The organism is Mycolicibacter nonchromogenicus (assembly GCF_002101775.1).
In the GTDB taxonomy this organism is placed as follows: Bacteria; Actinomycetota; Actinomycetes; order Mycobacteriales; family Mycobacteriaceae; genus Mycobacterium; species Mycobacterium nonchromogenicum.
This window is the reverse complement of the sequence record NZ_LQPI01000039.1, coordinates 59,249-75,751: the sequence shown is the minus strand read 5'-3', so window position 1 is coordinate 75,751 and position 16,503 is coordinate 59,249. Positions and strand designations below refer to the sequence as shown.

Sequence of the window (16,503 nt, the reverse complement as noted above, 5' to 3'; positions counted from 1 at the left end):
ACCGTTGCGCCGGGGTCGCGGTGGGCTGCTGCGGGGCCTCGATGCGCTCTATGCGCCCCGGAACGAGGCGAACCGCATCAGGTAGCGCGGGACCCGCGCGACCCCGATGCTGCGCGGCCAGTCGTTGGCGCGGAAGTACGCGTCCGAGCCGCCGTCAACGAATATCACGCTGCCACAGAGGAAGTCGGCAGTTTCGGAGAGCATGAACAGCATCCAGTCAGCCAACTGGGCGGGATCCCCGTAACCGCCGACCGGAACCGGGAAACTGCGGACGGCCTTCTCCTGCCCCGGGGTGGCGAGCTGCTTTTCCAGCAGCGGCGTCAGTATGGCGCCGGGCGCCAGGGCGTTGAGTCGGATACCAGCCCCCGCCCACGACGGCTGGACGGCCTCCCGGCGTACCCAGCGCGACACCGCGATCTTCGATGCCGCATAGGCGAAGGACGGTGCGCCCGGGCCGAACAGGCGCAGCCGGCGGCCCGCCTTGGCGGCTTTTCCGGCCAGCAGCGCACGTATCGCCGACCGCGGTACGGCCGGCACCGTGGTGGTCGAATTGCTGCCGACCACGACGACTTTGGCGATACCGGGCGCGGCGGCCAGTGCCGGCCGCCACGCCTGCAACAGGTCGACCACGCCGAAGTAGTTGACCTGCAGGATCAGCCCCGTCGCTCGCGGGGTGGGGCCGACACCGGCGGCCAGCACCGCCCCGTCCAAGTGGCCTCCACACAGCGCCAGCACCTGCTCGGCCGCGGCCGCCCGACCATCGGGCCCGGAGAGGTCCGCGACGACGTCGGCGTCGCGCAGGTCGACCCCGATCACCGTGTGACCGGCCGCCCGCAGCTTCTCCGCGGCCTGGCGTCCCATGCCGGATGCCGACCCCGTTACCGCGTAAACACCCACGAGACGTCCTCCTCAATCATTGCGTTCCGTCATATAGACATACAGGGCAAGCTGGACACCGTGCACGTTGGATTCATCGGACTCGGCAACATGGGCAGCGGCATGGCCGCCAACCTACTCAAAGCGGGGCACACCGTGGCCGCCTATAACCGGTCAGCGGTCAAGGTGGACGCCCTGGTTCAGCTAGGCGCCACGGCGGCACACACGGTGGCCGATGCCTGCCGCGGCGACGTGGTGCAGACCATGCTCGCCGACGACGACGCCGTCGAGAGTGTCACGCTGGGCCCGGGCGGGATTGTGGCGTCGTTGCCGCCGGGCGGCACCCACATCTCGTCGAGCACCGTCAGCGTGGCGCTGGCCCGACGTCTTGCCGCCGCGCACGCCGAAGCGGGGCAGTCCTACGTCGCCGCACCGGTATTCGGCAGGCCTGAGGCCGCCGCGGCGGCAAAGCTTTTCGTGATTGCGGCGGGCGCGCCCGCAGTGCTGGAGCGGGTGACGCCGTTGTTCGACGTGATCGGTCAGCGCACCTTCGTGGTGTCGGAGCAGCCGTACAACGCCAACCTGGTGAAGCTGTCCGGCAACTTTCTGCTGGCCACCGTCATCGAATCGCTCGGTGAGGCGATCGCCCTGGTGGGCAAGGCCGGGGTGGATCCGGTGAGCTACGTTGACATCCTCACCTCGACGCTGTTCAGCGCTCCGGCGTATGCCACCTACGGCGACCTGATCGCCCGCAAGCGCTACGAGCCGGCCGGCTTCGCCGCGACCCTCGGACTCAAAGACGTCCGGTTGGCGCTGCAGGCCGCCGAGGAGCTGGCTGTGCCGCTGCCGCTGGGCAGCCTGCTGCGCGACCGTTTCCTGAGCTTGCTCGCCAACGGGGGCGGACAGTTGGACTGGTCGGCGATTGCCACCCTGTCCGAACGCGACGCGGGCCTCTGAGAGCCCGAAGCGGTCAGCCCTCGACCACTCCCCGCAGCCCGTCGGGCCCGAAAGCCGGCTCCAGCATCGACGAGAAGTCCGGGCCCCGGCGCAGCATCTGCCCGCCGTCGACGTTGATGACCTGGCCGGTGATGTAGCCGGCCGCATCACTGAGCAGGAACAGCGCCAGGTTGGCGACATCGGTGACCTCGCCCGGCCGCGGCAGCGGCGTGCAGACGCGGTAGTCCTCGCTCAGTTCGGGCGAATCCAGGATCGGGGCGACCAGCTCGGTGCGCGTCAGGCCCGGGCGAATGCTGTTGACCCGTACCCAGGAGGCACCCAGCTCGTCGGCGGCCAGCTGCATCATGTGATCCAAGGCCGACTTCGTCGGGCCGTAGGCGCCGAACCAGCGGTGGGTGTTGCTGGCCGCGATCGAGGAGATCCCGACGAACGAGCCGCCGCCACCGCGCACCAGCGCCCGGCCGGCGTGCTTGAGCACGTACATGGTGCCGTTGACGTTGAGGTCGACGGTGCGCCGCCACAGCTCCGAGTCGATCTGCGTGATGGGCCCGATGGTCTGCGAACCGCCGGCGCAGTGCACCACCCCGTGCAGCCGGCCGCGCTCGGCCACCGCGGCATCGACGGCGGCGATCACGCTGTCCTCGTCGGTGACGTCGGTGGGCAGATGACGCACGCCGAGCTCGGCGGCCACCGCCGTCAACCGATCCGCGTCTCGTCCGACGATCAGGACGTCGGCCCCGGCGGCAGCCAGTCCGGCGGCCACGGCCTTGCCGATGCCGCTGCCCCCGCCGGTGACCAGGTAGCTGCGATCTTCGAACGAAAGCTGCACACCAACCCCTCGCGTCAAAACTGAAACAGGTTCTACCTATGGAACCATGCCACCGCCATCGCCATCGCCCAACGTGGAATCAGAGCGGAATTCGGGGCGATTTCTCGGTCTGATTACACGTCGGCGACTACGGATGGAGGGAGCGACTACGGGCCGAGGGAGAAGGCCCGCAGGGCATACCGCCCCGATCAGGGCTGGTCGCGGCGGACCACCGCGGTGGGCCTGGCGGTGCGCCAGTCCTCGACGTCCGGCGGCAGCCCCACCGGAGCCCGGTTCTCATTGTGGGCCGACCAGTGGGCGTGGCCCAGCTGATGGATGTGGAAGCCGTGCCGCAGCGCCTCGGTGAAGCCCATCGCGTCGGCGGCGCCGTTCACCGAATCCTTGATCAACAGCGCGGCCATGGTGGGCAGCTTGGCAATGCGCCGCGCGAACTCCAGCGTCTTGTCCGCCAGCTCGTCGGCCGGAAACACCTTGGAGACCATGCCGAGGCGGTGGGCCTCGTCGGCGTCCAGCGAGTCTCCGGTCAGCAGCAGCTCCTTGGCCTTGCGGGGGCCGAATTCCCACGGGTGGGCGTAGTACTCCACGCCTGGCATGCCCAGCCGGACACCGACCACGTCGGAGAACCGGGCATTGTCGGCGGCCACGATCAGGTCGCAGGCCCAGATCAGCATCAGACCGGCCGAGATGGCGTTGCCCTGCACCTGGGCGATGGTGATCTTGCGCAGGTCGCGCCACCGGCAGGTGTTCTGGAAGAAGAAGTGCCACTCCTGCAGGTACATCTTCTCCACGACCGGCTCCCGGGTGGCGCCGTGGGAGCGGAACGTCGGGTGCTGCGCGGGTCCGGGGCGACGCTCGAGCAGCGCGGCCTCCGAGCCCAGGTCGTGACCGGCAGAGAAGTTCTTGCCCCGCGCCGCCAGGATCACCACCCGGACGGTGTCATCGGCCTCGGCACGAGCGAATGCCTCATCGAGCTGCACGAGCAGCGTGCGATTCTGCGAATTGTGCACGTCGGGCCGATTGAGCCAGATCCGGGCGATGCTCCCGTCATCGAGCGTCTCGTAGTCGACCAGGCGACCCACAGTGTCTTCAGCCTGCTCCGATGCGGTATCCGATGTACCCATTGCCTCCGCCCTCGTCGTGTTTCGCATCACAGGCTACGGCGGCCGCCCTGAGCTGCCGGAGCCAGGTGTGACACAGCGCGCACTTCGCTAGAGTCGAGTCATGCCTGCTAAATCCGAACCCGCCGATATCGAGGACGTGGAACCGCTGGCCGACAGCACCGCGCGTCAGGCCAGGCGCGTGGTTGCCGCCTATGCCGAGGACGCCGACGAGTGTCGGGTGTTTCTGTCCATGCTGGGGATCGGGCCCGCGACACCCGACAAGAACGGGGCGTAGATGCCGGAATCGGGGCGCCTCGGACCGCCGCACGAACCGGGCGAGTCCGATTTCGTCGTAGTGGCCAACCGGCTGCCGATCGACATCGAGGTGCTTCCAGACGGGACGACGGAGTGGAAACGCAGTCCCGGCGGATTGGTGACGGCGCTGGAGCCGTTGCTGCGCAAGCGCCGCGGCGCCTGGGTCGGCTGGCCCGGCAGCCAGGATGCGCCCGACGGGCCGATCGACATTGAAGATCTGCGGCTTCATCCGGTCCCGCTGGACACCACCGATATCGCCGAGTACTACGAAGGGTTCTCCAACGCCACCTTGTGGCCGCTGTACCACGATGTGATCGTCAAGCCGATCTACCAACGGCAGTGGTGGGACCGCTACGTCAACGTCAACCGGCGCTTCGCCGACGCCGCGTCGCGAGCCGCCGCACCGGGTGCCACGGTCTGGGTTCAGGACTACCAGTTGCAGCTGGTACCGAAGATGCTGCGGGATCTGCGTCCCGACCTGACCATCGGCTTCTTCCTGCACATCCCGTTCCCGCCGGTGGAGCTGTTCATGCAGCTGCCGTGGCGCGCCGAGATCGTCGACGGTCTGCTGGGCGCCGACCTGGTCGGCTTCCACCTGTCCGGCGGCGCCCAGAACTTCTTGTACCTGGCCCGTAACCTGGCCGGCGCGGAAACCTCGCGCGGATCGATCGGGGTGCGCAGCCGGTTCGGCGAGGTGCGGCTGCCCGACCGCACCGCGCGGGTCGGAGCCTTTCCCATCTCGATCGACTCAGGCGAACTCGATCGCAAGGCACGAGAACGCGCGATCCGGCGCCGCGCCAAGGAGATTCGGGCCGAGCTGGGCCATCCGCGCAAGATCCTGCTCGGCGTCGACCGCCTGGACTACACCAAGGGCATCGACGTTCGCCTCAAGGCGTTCAACGAGCTGCTGGCCGAGGGACGCGCCAAGCGCGACGACACCGTGCTGGTGCAGCTGGCGACTCCGAGCCGGGAACGGGTGGAGAGTTACCAGATCCTGCGTGACGACATCGAACGCCAAGTGGGCCATATCAACGGCGAATACAGCGAGGTCGGCCATCCGGTGGTGCACTACCTGCACCGCCCGGTCCCCCGCGACGAACTGATCGCCTTCTTCGTGGCCAGCGACGTCATGCTGGTCACCCCATTGCGCGACGGGATGAATCTGGTCGCCAAGGAATACGTGGCTTGCCGAAGCGACCTGGGCGGCGCCCTGGTCCTGAGCGAGTTCACCGGCGCCGCAGCGGAATTGCGGCAGGCCTACCTGGTGAATCCGCACGATCTCGAGGGCGTCAAGGACGTCATCGAATCAGCGGTGAATCAGAGCCCCGAAGAAGGCCGCCGACGCATGCGGGCACTGCGCCGTCAGGTACTGGCCCACGACGTGGACCGCTGGGCCCGATCCTTCCTGGACGCACTCGCCAACTCCGCCGGAGTAGCTCAGCCGACACCGCCGGCGCCCGGTCGGCGCTAGCTACACAGGTGAATCGGATTGTCCTGACAGTTCAGCGGGTAGTGGATGACCGGGACCGGCAGCGGCGAGACGAACGTGAGCGTGAACGGCCGCTTGTCCAACCCGGGCTGCATCCCGCACACCGCGTTGTGCGCATGGGTGTAGGTGCCGCTGAGGGAGGTGTCGAACTGGTACATCTCTTCGCTGGCGGCAGTGCTGCCGTCCGAGCACCGGGTGCCCGCCAGCAGCGGCGTCTTGTAGGTCCACTGGCCGTTGGCCAGCCGGTACGCCCCGGCTTGTCCCGGCGGGCCGTTGCTTTCCACCTGCAGCTTGCACCCGAGGGCCGTGTGATACGGGACCCGGCCGTCACCGACGGTCGGCACGCACAGCGGGTAGATCTTCCAGGTCGCGGTCTTGACACCGTCGTTGTAGGTGTAGACGCCCTCGATGGTGCCTTCCGGTATCGCATCGTCATCGGCGCCGGCCTGTACCGCCAGCCCCGTAGCCGCCGTGATCGCCGCAGCCAAGACACCCAGCCCCCGAACGAGTTTCCCCATGGCGCTCATCCTTTCAGCTAGATCGGCACGATATTGCTGATCAGCCACTTGCGGTCGACCTTGCGGAAGTCCACCCGCAGACGACTGCCCTCGTAGTACTTCTCCTTGGACTTGCCGGTCACGGTGCGGTTGACGAACACCAGCACCGAACCCGAGGTTCGCCGCGTGGCCATGGCGCCGACGCCGACCACGTCGACCTGGTTCACCAACTGCTTCTCGCGGGCCTGCGGAATGATCTCGTTGATGGCGCGCGCCTCGAACTCGCGGCGGTAGTCGCCGGTGAACATCGGGTAGGTCTCGGTCAGGCTGCGCTCCACCGTCTTGTACTCATAGCCCAGCACCTTGGGGATCTCGTCCTTCGCCAACTGGACCAACTCGGTACGCGCTATCTGCTCACCGCGCGCCTGAACCCGGCTCCAATACAGCGATCCCGCCGCGGCTCCCAAACCGACGAACCCGGCAAGCACCGCCGCGAGGACGGCGAGCCCCCACCACCGGCGTGTCATCCGCTGCCCCCCGGCCACTTGAGGTCGAAGGCGGTCATGTTGCCGTTGTCGTCCTCATGCACGATCACCCGCAGCGCGTAGGGCTGCGACGGCTTGTTGACCCCGTCGGCGTCGGTGGCGGTGGCGCGGATCGCCACCAGCACCGAAGCGTTGCCGGCGACGGGATCGATGCCCTCCAGCGCCTTGCCGTTGATGACCGCCTCGGAGCTGTGCTTGGTCTCTCGCAGCAGGGCTTTGAGGTTTTCGGCGTTGGCCGCCATCGTGTCGCGCAGTGGGCCGCTGGTGCCGGCCACGAAGCGGTCCACCTGCTCGCTGATGGTGTCGGGTGTGTAGGTGTACATGTTCAGCACCGTCTGCACCGCCGTGTCGACGAATCGCTGATCGCGTTCGTGCGCCGCATCGGCATGCCGGTGCTGCACCCCGAGCAGGGTGACCACCCCGCCCAGCAGGACCGAGGCCACCAGCAAAGCGATGCCCGCCAGTTTGGCGGTCTGTCGCGCATTGGGCAGCCGCCGCGGCGGTGGGCCGGCCGGCCGCACCGCCCGTACCGTCGCCGGACTGGGGACGGGAATGCTTACCGCGGTGGCTGTTTCGGCGGCGTCGCCGGCCGGTCCAGCCGCACGCGAGGCCCGGCGTCGGACTTTCGCGTCGCCTGATCCGCTCACGTCTGCCTCGGTGCGAGCATCAGGTCCGCCCAGTTCTCTGCGGGCAGCCATTTGTCGGATCCGGAGACGAACACCCCGGTGTTGCCGGCCGGATCCACGAACTTTCCGCTCCGGTCATAGCTGCTGTAGCCGACGCCGCTGGCCTCGGCGGGAGCCGGCCCGGGAGCAGGACCGGGAGCCGGTCCCGGCGCGGGGTCACGGCCGTAGGCGGGCAGGCCACCGTTGCCGCCGGGGCTGGTCGGCATGTTCTGGTCCGGCGGCGCGTAGTACGGCCACGGCGCCGGCGGGTCGGGGGTGAGCTCATTCGGCGGGTACGGCAGCGGGAACGGCGGGTTGGGCGCCGGCCCCGGACCCGCAGGCACCCCCGGCGGCAGCGCGACGACCGGCGGACCCGGGTCGTAGTCGGCCGACGGCGGGATGTACGGGAACTTGTTCATGGGCGTCAACATGCGCGGGTCGGTGATCGGCGTGTCGTAGGGAACGGGCGGGCCCCGCCACGTGTTGCTCCCGATCGGCACGAAGCCCCGCGGGTCGCGGCAGAGCTGGATCGTGGGTGCGCGTTTGCCAGGATATTCCATGCACGGGTAGTTGCGCGCGCCGCGGACCGCAGTCGGATCGTTCTGTGCTGCCTTGCAGTACAACCCCTTTGGCAGGTCGCGGACCGTTTCGTCGGCCGGCGAGCGCATCTCGGTGAACGGCAGGAAGCCCACCGTGCACGGCGGCGGGTCGTGCATGTCGATCTTGAAGTCCAGCTTGGCGCCCTCTTCCATCGGCACGCCACCGGCGACGGTGATCAGCGCCGCCATCAATGCGGGAAACACCACCAGCGCCTGCTCGATGGAGGGGCGGTAGATGACTCCGACGCGACCGAAGTTCGCGATGCTGGCCGCCAGGGTCGGGAAGGACGCCCGGATACCGTCGAAGGTGGTGTTCGCCTCATCGGCGACGCTGGGCAGCGTCTGCAGCACCTCGCGCAGTTGCGGGTCGGCGTTGCGCACCTCGGTGGTGACCGCCGCCAGCGACCGGGACAGCTTCTTGATGTCGTCGCCGCCGCGGATCTGCGCGTCCAGGAACGGTTCGAACTGATCGATCAGCGTCGCGGTCGCATCGAAGTTGGCGTTGGCTTCATCGACTAGTTGCCGCGACGACGCGATCATCCGGGCCAGTTCCTGCCCCGACCCGTTGAAGCCCTCGAAGGCGCTGCGCAGCAGATCCCGCAGGCGGCTGTTGCCGATGCTGTTGACCAGCGACTGCGCCTGGTCGAGCATGCCGGCGATGTCCTGGCCGATCGCGGTGCGGTCCTGGCCGATGCGCGCGCCGTTGTGCAGCACCCCCGCGGCCGGTTCGCCCGGCGGTGGCACCAGGTCGATGAACTGCTCACCGATCGCGGACATGCTCTTGACCGTCGCGGTGACATTGTCGGGAATCTTGGTGGCGCTGTTGAGGCGCATCGCGGCGTCGACACCGTGGTCACTGAGCCGGACGGACTCCACCCGGCCCACGGTCACACCGCGGTAGGTGACGTTGGCGGCCTGGTAGATGCCGCCACCGCCGATGAAGTCGGCCGTCACCCGGTAGGTGCCGATGCCCAGCCGGCTCGGCGCATGCAGATACAGGATCGCGATCGCGCCGACAGCCAGCACGGTGACCACGGAGAAGATCCCGAGCTGGATTCGAACGAGGCGGGTCAGCATCGCAGGTCATTCCTCATAGTGGACAGCCGTGCCGGGCGGGATCTTGAACGGGTCGGCGGCCTGACCGGACAGGTTCGCCATCTCGCCGATCAAGAAGTCGGGCGGGTTCAGGATCTCGTGCATGTGTGGCATGTTCGGGTCGAATCCCGCCGTGGTGAAGACCGACTCGCCGAACCGCCGCAACGTCATGTCGAAGGTGGTGTAGACGTTCAGGAAGTCGCCGCGCACCGCATTGCGCAGATACATCGACGGGAACGGGAAGGTCGGGATGAACGGGAACGCCGTCACCAATTCGTTGGCGTTGTCGGCGAACGCCTTGACGATCGGGTACAGGTCCTTGACGTCGGCGGCGAAGTCTTCCTTGGTCTCGCTCATGATGCGCGATCCGACCACGGCCAACCGCTGCAGCGCGCCGAACGCATCGACGATGTTGGAGCGGTTGTCGTTGAGCACCTGCAACGCCGCCGGCATGGTCTCCAGCGCCCGGGCCAGGCTGGGGGCGCTGCGGGCCAGCGTCGCGCCGACCCGGTTCAGTCCGTCGGCGGCGGCAATGATCTCTCGTGCCTGCTGGTCCAGCGACGCGGTGAGTTCCGCCAGTCGCGGCACCAGCTCGGCCAGGGTGCCGACCCGGCCGGCCACCGCGGCGTAGGCCTCTTCGGTGATGTCCTGCACCGCACCCAGATTGCCCTGGTTGACCACCACGCCCAGTGACGACAGCACCTCTTCCGTGCTGGGGTAACGCCCGGTCCGGCTCAGCGGTATCTCGTCCCCTGCAGCGAGCCTGCCCACCGGCGGCTGGTCGGTCGGCTCGGCCAGCTCGATGTGCTGGGAACCCAACAGCGAGGTCTGCGCCACCTTGGCGATGGCATTGGCCGGCAGGTGAACGTGGCCGTCCAATGACAACTTGACCGCGGCATAGAAGCTGCCGTCGGGCTGCTGCACCGCCTGGATACCGGAGACGCTGCCGACCGTGACGTCGTCGACCATGACCGGCGAGTTCTGCGGCAGGGTGGTCACGTCGGGCAGTTGCACGGTGACGCTGTAGGACCCCGGGCCGTGCCCCGCGGTTCCCGGCATGTTCAGGGAGTTCAGACCGCCGAACTGACAACCCGACAGCAGCAGGGTTCCGGCGCCGAGCACCGCACCTCGCCGACCGTACCGCCGCAGCGCGCCGGCAACCGACTGCACGCTCATCCGCCCTCCCGTGGTGCGCCGGCACCGGGCCGAGCCGGACCGGTGGGTCCGGGCGGGGTGCCCAACTGCCCCGTCTCGGGCGGCAGGAACAGCGCGGCGACGTCGTCGGTGCTCGGCGGCGTGACACCCGGGGCGGGCAGCCATTTCAGGTAGGGCACCGGCGTCTGAGCCTTTGCCTCGGTTTCCGGGGTGTCGTAGATGATCTGGCCCTTGTAGGCGGTGATCGAGTTGATCGGGTGGAACAGCAGCGGAATGAAGTTCATCGCCCAGCGGCGCATGACCGGTCCCATCCGCTCCTTGCAGATCTCGGCCCGCTTGAAGTTGTCCGGCACCGAACCGACGTCGAAGACGCCGCCGCAGATGAACTGCACCGGGTTGGCGAAGTCCGGCAGCGACAGCAGACCGGACAGCGAACCCTGGGCCGGGTTGTAGATGTTGTAGAAGTTGACCAGGCCGTGCGGGGTGATGTGCAGGACCTGTTCGAAGTTCTCACTTTGGTCACTGAGTACTTTGGTGAACTCCGAGAGCTTGTTGACCTGCTCGATCAACGCGTCGTTGTGGTTGTGCAGGAAGCCCCGCACGTCGCGCAGCGCCTGGCTGAGGGTGCCCAGCGTGACGTCCAGGTCGACCGTACTGTCGGCCAGCACTCCCGACACCGCGGCCACGTGGTCGGTGAACTGCACGATCTGCTCGTTGCTGCCCGAGAGCGCCTCCACCAGGACCTGCAGGTTCTTGACGGTGCCGAACAGGTCGGTGCGCGAGTCACCGAGCCGTCCGGTGGTGGTCGACAGTTCCCGCAGTGCGTTGCGGAACGAGTCGCCGTTGCCGTCGAAGGTGTCGGCGGCCTGGTTGATGAAGGCACTCAGGGCGCCGTTGAGCTTGCCGTCTTCGGGGCCCAACTGGGCGCTGAGCTGGGTCAGCTCCTGCTTGATCTCGTCCCACTCGACCGGGACCGCGGTGCGGTCTTCGCCCAGGACGGCCCCGTCGGCAAGCTTCTCGCCCTCGGTATAGGCCGGCGTCAGCTGCACGACCCGGGCCGAGACGATATTCGGCGCCATCAGCACCGCATGAACATCGGCCGGTAACGGCACGTCCTTGTTCACCGTCATGGTGATCTTGACGTTCTCGGCGCGCGGCTCGATGGACTCGATCCGGCCGACCGGAACCCCGACCACCCGAACATCGTCACCCGGGTACAGCCCCACCGCCGAGGCGAAGTAGCCGGTGATGCGGTAGCTGCGCTGCGCGGGCAGCACGATATACGCGGCGGCGGCCAGCAGTACGGCCAGCGCCCCGGCGACAGCGATGCGTGCGGTTCGGCGCGTCATGGTGACTTCGGCTTAATCACGGTGCGGTCAGAGATCATCCCACGCAGGTAGTCGGCGAGGCTGTCGGGCAGCTTGCCGGGCTGGAAGAACATGTCGAGCAGGACCTCCGACATGGTGGGCGGCGGCAGTCCGTACAGGTTGATCTGGAAGCCCGGCCCCGAGGACACCACCTCGCCGAGTGTGGTGGCGTAGCCGGGCAACCGGTCCAGCGCCCCGGAGATCCGGTCCTGGCGCTCGATCAGGTTGTCCAGCACCAGGTTGAGCTTCTTCAGGGTCGGACCGATCTCCTTTTCGTTGTCGGTCACCAAACCGGAAAGCTGTTGCGAGACATCATCAATGCCGCCGATCAGGGCGCCCAGGGCTTGCCGGCGCTCGTCCAGCGCGGCGAACAGCTGGTTGCCGTCGAGCACCAGCTGGTTGACCTGGGAGGCACGCTGATTGAGCACACCGGTGACCACCTTGGCGTGATTCAGCAACTGCCCCAACGCCTCGTCACGGCGGTTGAGGCTGCGTGACAACGCGGCCACCCCGTCCAGCGCGCCGCGCAGCTGGGGCGTCGCCTCACGCATGGAGTCGGTGAGTACCTGGAGTGCCTCTTCGAAGCGCGGCTTGTCCAGATCCGCGACATTGCCGCCGAGGTCCTGCAGGGCGTTGTTGAGCGTGTACGGAGCGCGGGTGCGCTCGAGCGGGATCACGGTGACCGAGCCGGCACCTGCGGGGGTGACCGACAGCGCCTTCTCGCCCAGCACGGTGTCGGTGCGGATGGCGGCCAGCGACTGATCCCCCACCCGGACTTTGCGGTCCACGGTGAAGTCCACCTTGGCGCTGGCCCCGGCCAGCGCCACCGACTTGACCTTGCCCACCCGGATACCGGACACCGTCACGTCGTTGCCGGGAATGATCCCGCCGGCGTCGGCGAAGTAGGCGTGATAGTTCTTGCCCTGCGGCCAGAACGGCAAACTGGTGTAGCCGAACGACACCAGCACCAGGAACGTCACCAGTGCGATGCCCAAAAGACCCGTGCGAACCGGGTTTACGCCGTCATTCCTTGACAGGAGAGCACCTCCCCTTGCTGGTGTCGTTCTGGCCGCCCATCGGCAGGATGATGTCGCTGCCGGCGGGGCCGTTGAACTTCATCGCGACGGTGCAGTAGTTGATGTTGAAGAACGAGCCGTAGGCGCCCAGGGCGTTGAGGCGCAGGTAGTTCTCTTCCAGCGGATCGATGACGTCGTTCAGCTCCTGCTTGCGCTTGTCCAGCACGGTGGCCAGTGGCCGCACGTTCTCGATGACACCTTGCAGCGGACGCCGGGAACGGCGCAGCGTGTCGGTCAGGTCGTTCTCCAGTGAGGACAGCGGCCCGATCGCGCCCGCGATCGCATCCTTGCCCTGGGCCAGGCCGGTGATGAGCTGCTGCAGCCGGTCGACGGTGGCGTCGAACTGTTCAGTCTTCTCGTCGACGGTGGCCAGCACCGTGTTCAGGTTGTTGATCACGTCGCCGATCAGTTGGTCACGAGAGGCCAGCGTGGTGGTGAACGAACTGGTGCTCGCCAGCATCTGCGTCAGGGCTCCGCCCTGCCCCTGCAGCAGCTCGATGATCGCGTTGCTGATCTCATTGATCTTTCCGCCGTCCAGGCCCTTGAGCAGCGGGCGCATTCCACCCAGCAGTGCGTCGAGGTCCAGGGCCGGCTGGGTGTGGTCTTGGGCGATGGTGGCGCCCGGCGGCAACTTGCGCATGTCACCAGGACCCGCGGCGATCTCGAGATAGCGGTCGCCGACCAGATTCTCGTACCGGATCAGCGCGCGGGTCGAATCGTAGAGCTGGTAGCGCTTGTCGAGGTCGAAGGTGACCTTGACGTTGTTGTTCGGGGTCAGCTCGACGCGCTTGACCGTGCCCACCGGGATGCCCGCGATCCGCACGTCCTGGCCGCCCTTGAGCCGGGACGCGGTGGAGAATTCGGCGTGATAGGTGTTGTTCGAGGCGAACCTGAACTCGCCGAACACCACCACCAGGCCGGCCGACACCAGCAACATGGCGACGGAGAAGATCGCGACCTTGATCAGAGTGCTGCGCGGCGACATCAGTATTCATCCCGTTCCGCGAATGCCCCGTTGAAGAGGAACTGTGCTGTGGAGGGGGCGTCGAACTGCACTTCGGTGTTGGGCTGGAATGGGATGTAGGCGCTGTCGGTCACCAGGAACGGTGACCGGAACCAGGAACCGCCGTACTGCTTGCTCGGGAGGTCCGGCAAGCCGCGGCAGTTGGGTCCGCCGGTCGCGTTGGCCACCGGCAGGCTCTCCGGATAGGTGTAGGCCGGTGCGCCCGGGATGAAGCTGGACTGCACGTACAAAGCCGGCTTGGTACCGCCCAGCGACGGGCCGAAACGCTCCAGGGCCTTCTCGATTCCCTTGAGGAGGCAGCCGAACTCCGGCGAGTACTCGGCCAGCAGGCTGCCCATGGCGCGGAACCGCTGAATACCGGCGATGAAGTCGTCGGCGGCCGGGGCGATGGTGTCGTAGCCGTTGTTGGCCAGTCCGGTGGTCGCCAGCAGCGCGTTGCTCAGGTTCTCCCGCTGATCCACCAGCGTCGTGCTGATCGTAGGGACGTTGTCGAAGATCGTCACCAGGTCGGGCGCGGCGTCACCGTAGATGTTGCCGACGACGGCGGTCTTGGCCAGTCCCGACTGCAGTTGGGGCAGTTTCGGATTGATCTTTCCGAGGTAGCTGTTCAACCCCGACAGCAGCCCGCCCAGGTTGTCGCCGTTGCCGCGCAGACCTTCGGCCAACGCGCTGACGGAGCCGTTGAGCTGCACCGGGTCGACCTTGTCCAGCACATCGGTCAGCTTCTGGAAGAGCGTGTTCACCTCGAGCTGCACGGCCGAGGCCGCCACGTTGGCCCCGTTGCGCAGTGTCTGTCCCGACGGCACCGGCGGCGGAATGAACTCCACCGACTTAGCCCCGAAGATGGTGTTTCCGGCGATGTGCACGGCGGCGTTCGACGGGATCTGCTGCAGGGCGGCGCTGTCGATCGCCAGGGACAGCTTGGCCTGATCGCCCTGGTAGGCGATCGACTTGACCTTGCCGACCTGGATACCGCGGTACTTGACCTTGGCGTCTTGTTCCATCACCAGACCGGCGCGTGGTGAGGTGACGGTGACTTTGCCGGTCGTGGTGAACGCGGACGTGTAGGAGAGGTAGGTGAACACCGTGGCGGCGAGCAGGATCGCACCCAGGATTGCCGCAGCAATCCGCACCTGGGTACGTCTAGATCCCGTTTCCACCTGTATTCCCTTGCTAGCCCGAAAGGTTGAAGTTGCCGGACCCGCCGTACACAGCGAGTGAAACGAACAGCGTAATGACCACCACCACAACCAGTGAAGTCCGCACCGCCTGTCCGACTGCGATGCCGACACCGACCGGTCCACCGGCCGCGTTGAAGCCGTAATAGGTGTGTACCAGCATCACCGCGACCGACATGATGATCGCCTGCAGGAATGACCACAACAGATCGGTGGGGATCAAGAAGGTGTCGAAGTAGTGGTCGTATAGGCCCGGCGACTGCGCGTTGATGAACACCGTGGTGGAACGGGCGGCGAAGAACGCCGCCAGCACTGACAGGGAATACAGCGGGATGATGGCGATCAAGCCCGCCACCAGCCGGGTGGACACCAGGTAGGACACCGCGTGCACGGCCATCGATTCGACGGCATCGATCTCCTCGGCGACGCGCATGGCGCCGAGCTGGGCGGTGGTTCCGGCCCCGATGGTGGCCGCCAGTGCGATCCCGGCAACCACCGGCGCGACGATCCGCACGTTGAGGAAGGCCGACAAAAAGCCCGTCAACGCCTCGATACCGATGTTGCCCAGCGAGGAGAAGCCCTGCACGGCGATCACCCCGCCGGAAGCCAGGGTCAAGAAGGTGGCCACGCCGACCGTGCCGCCGATGATGGCCAGCGCGCCGGTGCCCATGGTGATCTCGGCGATCAGCCGGACGGTTTCCTTGCGGTATTTGGTCAGCGCATTCGGGACATAGCGAATCGAATCGGCGTAGAACAGGGCCTGCTCGCCGAAGTTGTCAACGGCCTTGGGCACCCCACGGAACAGGCGCCGGAACCGCAGCGTGGCGTCATAGCTCATTTGACCAGCACCCGAACGCTGATCGCGGTCATGACGACGTTGATGACGAACAGACAAATGAAGGCGTAGACCACGGTCTCGTTGACCGCGTTGCCTACGCCCTGGGGCCCGCCCTTGGCGGTCAGCCCGCGATAACACCCGATCAGGCCGGCCGCCGTGCCGAACAGCAGCGCCTTGATCTCGGCCATCACCAACTCGCCGAGCCCGGTGAGCACGGTGAGGCCGTTGATGAAGGCGCCGGGGTTGACGCCCTGCAGGAAGACGGAGAACACGTAGCCGCCGACCAGGCCGATCGCACACACCAGACCGTTGAGCAGCAAGGCCACGAACGTCGAGGCCAGCGCTCGGGGCACCACCAGGCGCTGGATCGGGTCGATCCCGAGCACCCGCATCGCGTCGATCTCTTCACGGATGGTCCGGGCGCCCAGGTCCGCGCAGATGGCGGTCGCGCCCGCGCCGGCCACCACCAGCACGGTCACCACCGGGCCCAGCTGGGTGATGGTGCCGAACGCGGTTCCGGCGCCGGACAGGTCGGCGGCGCCGATCTCACGCAACAGGATGTTGAGGGTGAACGCCACCAGCACCGTGAACGGGATCGCCACCAGCACCGTCGGCAGCAGTGACACCCGGGCGATCATCCAGGTCTGATCGAGGAACTCACGGTACTGAAACGGCCGACGGAACATCGCCCGAAACGTCTCCAGCGACATCTCGACGAACCCGCCCACGGCCCGAGCCGGAACCGTGAGTTGTTCGATCAAGGCACGTCCTTCCCCCGGTGAGGCTTCCTGGGCATCGGCGGTCGCAAAACTGTATCCGGCAACCTCGTGCGCCCGACGTCGTTCGTATAATTCCAACGCCGCCCCGCGTGAGCCGGATCATAGTAACTAGAACACGT

Annotated in this window: 17 protein-coding genes; 3 read left to right on the top strand and 14 right to left on the bottom strand. The window is 67.1% G+C overall.

The genetic code is table 11. From position 1 onward, the window contains the following. Positions 1-48: 48 nt before the first annotated feature. A complete protein-coding gene (locus AWC18_RS08640; RefSeq protein WP_085138421.1) occupies positions 49-897 on the bottom strand; it encodes an SDR family oxidoreductase in 849 nt (282 codons plus the stop codon). A gap of 60 nt (positions 898-957) precedes the next feature. Between AWC18_RS08640 and AWC18_RS08635 the strand changes: the two genes are divergently transcribed. Continuing rightward, complete coding sequence (locus AWC18_RS08635; protein WP_085138420.1) at positions 958-1,833, top strand: NAD(P)-dependent oxidoreductase; 876 nt, start codon at positions 958-960, stop codon at positions 1,831-1,833. A gap of 13 nt (positions 1,834-1,846) precedes the next feature. Here AWC18_RS08635 and AWC18_RS08630 read toward each other — a convergent pair whose 3' ends face one another. Together AWC18_RS08630 and AWC18_RS08625 are read right to left on the bottom strand one after the other, a co-directional pair. Beyond that, positions 1,847-2,662 (bottom strand): SDR family oxidoreductase, encoded by an 816-nt coding sequence (locus AWC18_RS08630; RefSeq protein WP_085138419.1) that lies wholly within the window; start codon positions 2,660-2,662, stop codon positions 1,847-1,849. Between the two features lie 188 nt (positions 2,663-2,850). Next, on the bottom strand, positions 2,851-3,783 hold the full coding sequence (locus AWC18_RS08625; protein ID WP_085138418.1) for an enoyl-CoA hydratase: 933 nt from the start codon (positions 3,781-3,783) through the stop codon (positions 2,851-2,853). A 100-nt stretch (positions 3,784-3,883) separates the two neighbouring features. On the opposite strand from AWC18_RS08625, the gene AWC18_RS21640 reads away from it, so the two are divergent. Further along, positions 3,884-4,057 (top strand): hypothetical protein, encoded by a 174-nt coding sequence (locus tag AWC18_RS21640; protein ID WP_164517933.1) that lies wholly within the window; start codon positions 3,884-3,886, stop codon positions 4,055-4,057. Further along, a complete protein-coding gene (locus AWC18_RS08620) occupies positions 4,058-5,548 on the top strand; it encodes an alpha,alpha-trehalose-phosphate synthase (UDP-forming) (RefSeq protein WP_085138417.1) in 1,491 nt (496 codons plus the stop codon). Here the strand turns inward: AWC18_RS08620 and AWC18_RS08615 are convergent. From AWC18_RS08615 to AWC18_RS08565, 11 genes are read right to left on the bottom strand one after another with little or no spacing between them, the layout of a single operon-like run. Continuing rightward, positions 5,545-6,084 (bottom strand): hypothetical protein, encoded by a 540-nt coding sequence (locus tag AWC18_RS08615; RefSeq protein ID WP_085138416.1) that lies wholly within the window; start codon positions 6,082-6,084, stop codon positions 5,545-5,547. The two genes, AWC18_RS08620 and AWC18_RS08615, sit on opposite strands and share 4 nt — an antisense overlap. 17 nt (positions 6,085-6,101) lie before the next feature. Then, on the bottom strand, positions 6,102-6,590 hold the full coding sequence (locus AWC18_RS08610) for a mammalian cell entry protein (RefSeq protein ID WP_085138505.1): 489 nt from the start codon (positions 6,588-6,590) through the stop codon (positions 6,102-6,104). Continuing rightward, the gene (locus AWC18_RS08605; RefSeq protein ID WP_085138415.1) at positions 6,587-7,255 is read right to left on the bottom strand and encodes an Rv1363c family protein; all 669 of its coding nucleotides are present in this window, start codon (positions 7,253-7,255) and stop codon (positions 6,587-6,589) included. The genes AWC18_RS08610 and AWC18_RS08605 overlap by 4 nt, the downstream gene beginning before the upstream one ends. Continuing rightward, a complete protein-coding gene (locus tag AWC18_RS08600; protein WP_085138414.1) occupies positions 7,252-8,949 on the bottom strand; it encodes an MCE family protein in 1,698 nt (565 codons plus the stop codon). The genes AWC18_RS08605 and AWC18_RS08600 overlap by 4 nt, the downstream gene beginning before the upstream one ends. A 6-nt stretch (positions 8,950-8,955) precedes the next feature. Continuing rightward, the gene (locus AWC18_RS08595; RefSeq protein WP_085138413.1) at positions 8,956-10,143 is read right to left on the bottom strand and encodes an MCE family protein; all 1,188 of its coding nucleotides are present in this window, start codon (positions 10,141-10,143) and stop codon (positions 8,956-8,958) included. Next, the gene (locus AWC18_RS08590) at positions 10,140-11,471 is read right to left on the bottom strand and encodes an MCE family protein (RefSeq protein ID WP_064998075.1); all 1,332 of its coding nucleotides are present in this window, start codon (positions 11,469-11,471) and stop codon (positions 10,140-10,142) included. Before AWC18_RS08590 ends, AWC18_RS08595 begins: the two co-directional genes overlap by 4 nt. Further along, positions 11,468-12,526, bottom strand: a complete 1,059-nt coding sequence (locus AWC18_RS08585) for an MCE family protein (protein WP_085138412.1) — start codon at positions 12,524-12,526, stop codon at positions 11,468-11,470. Before AWC18_RS08585 ends, AWC18_RS08590 begins: the two co-directional genes overlap by 4 nt. Further along, complete coding sequence (locus AWC18_RS08580) at positions 12,513-13,550, bottom strand: MCE family protein (RefSeq protein ID WP_085138411.1); 1,038 nt, start codon at positions 13,548-13,550, stop codon at positions 12,513-12,515. The genes AWC18_RS08585 and AWC18_RS08580 overlap by 14 nt, the downstream gene beginning before the upstream one ends. Next, a complete protein-coding gene (locus tag AWC18_RS08575; protein WP_064998072.1) occupies positions 13,550-14,722 on the bottom strand; it encodes an MCE family protein in 1,173 nt (390 codons plus the stop codon). Before AWC18_RS08575 ends, AWC18_RS08580 begins: the two co-directional genes overlap by 1 nt. Positions 14,723-14,762: 40 nt before the next feature. Further along, positions 14,763-15,605: an MlaE family ABC transporter permease gene (locus AWC18_RS08570; RefSeq protein WP_064998071.1), complete on the bottom strand. Its 843-nt coding sequence runs from the start codon at positions 15,603-15,605 to the stop codon at positions 14,763-14,765. Next, positions 15,602-16,366 (bottom strand): MlaE family ABC transporter permease, encoded by a 765-nt coding sequence (locus tag AWC18_RS08565; RefSeq protein WP_046286802.1) that lies wholly within the window; start codon positions 16,364-16,366, stop codon positions 15,602-15,604. The genes AWC18_RS08570 and AWC18_RS08565 overlap by 4 nt, the downstream gene beginning before the upstream one ends. Positions 16,367-16,503: the final 137 nt, after the last annotated feature.